The 1,451-nt window shown below is 57.4% G+C and carries 1 protein-coding gene; it reads left to right on the top strand.

Annotation, left to right across the window (positions count from 1 at the left end):
* The first annotated feature begins 51 nt into the window (after positions 1-51).
* A protein-coding gene (locus JYJ84_RS36605; protein ID WP_175984887.1) for an IS3 family transposase occupies positions 52-1,412 on the top strand; the annotation gives its coding sequence in 2 pieces (ribosomal slippage) (positions 52-526 and positions 526-1,412; 1,362 coding nt in all).
* Positions 1,413-1,451: the final 39 nt, after the last annotated feature.

Raw genomic sequence — 1,451 nt, 5'->3', positions numbered from 1 at the left:
TGAACTGCACCCCAAAAGTTGGATGCGAATCCAACCTTTGGGGTGTTTTTCATGGCGCAGTACGACGAGAAATTCAAGCGGGAAGTGGTGAGGCGCTACGCGTCTGGCCGATACGGCTACAAGAGCATCGCGCGGGAGTTTGGCCTGCATCCTGGGACGGTGCAGCGCTGGGTCTCAAGCCATGAGCAGCATGGTGAGGCCGGACTGCGTAAGAAGTACAGCCGATACAGTGCGACGTTCAAGCTCAAGGTGCTGCGCAGGATGTGGCGCGATCAGTTGTCTTATCGTCAGGCCGCGGCGCTGTTCAATCTGCGCGGCAATGATGCGGTAAGCCGATGGGAACGCCAGTATCATGAGGGCGGTCTGGGCGCATTGGCGCCCAAGCCCAAAGGACGCTTGAGAAAGATGCCTACGCCGACCCCCCCCGCCAAGCCGATAGATACCGAGACCGAGGACACGCTCACGCGTGAAGCACTGCTCGCGGAACTCAAATATCTGCGCGCGGAGGTGGCGTACCTAAAAAAATGGAATGCCTTGGTTCAGGCCAAAGAGGCCGCTGCGCAGAAAAAGCGCAGCTAGTGCTTGAACTGAGGCAAGACCACGATTTATCGGACCTGCTGAGGGCTGCCGGGCTGGCTCGCAGCACGTTCTACTATCAAGCCAAAGTGCAGATGGCCGGCGATAAGTACGCCAGCCTGAAAGTGTGCATCCGGAAAATCTACGAGCGCCACAAGGGCCGCTATGGCTACCGACGCGTGACGGCCGAACTGCGCCGGGCGGGACAGGCGATCAATCACAAGACCGTGCAGCGCTTGATGCAAGTACTTGGGTTGAAATCGCTGGTGCGGCCCAAGAAATACCGCTCCTACCGTGGGGAGCTGGCTCAGGTGCCGAATCGGCTGGAACGGCAATTCCGTGCCGAACGGCCGAATCAGAAGTGGGTTACCGACGTGACGGAGTTCAATGTACAGGGCGACAAACTTTATCTCTCCCCCGTCATGGATCTCTACAACGGGGAGATCATCGCTTACGAGACGCAAAAACGTCCGCACTTCAGACTCGTGGGGAACATGCTCAAGAAGGCCTTGGTCAAGCTGGCTCCACTGGATGCACCGCTTCTCCATTCCGATCAGGGCTGGCAGTACCAGATGCCCGCGTATCGACGGCAACTCGCCGCTCGCGGCTTAACCCAAAGCATGTCCCGCAAAGGCAACTGCCTGGACAATGCCGCGATGGAGAGTTTCTTCGGGACACTGAAGTCGGAGTTCTTCTATCTGAACACGTTCTCTACCATTGAGCAGCTTCGAGACGGCTTGCGCCGATACATCCACTACTACAATCACCAACGCATCAAGACCAAACTAAAAGGGCTGAGTCCCGTGCAATACAGGACTCAGCCCTCATCAGCTTAACCGTCGGTTCCGACCATCCAACTTCCTGGGGTCAGTTCA

Source organism: Burkholderia sp. LMG 13014 (genome assembly GCF_905232215.1).
In the GTDB taxonomy this organism is placed as follows: Bacteria; Pseudomonadota; Gammaproteobacteria; order Burkholderiales; family Burkholderiaceae; genus Burkholderia.
Note: the sequence above shows the minus strand (reverse complement) of the source record. Positions and strands in the feature narration are given on the sequence as shown.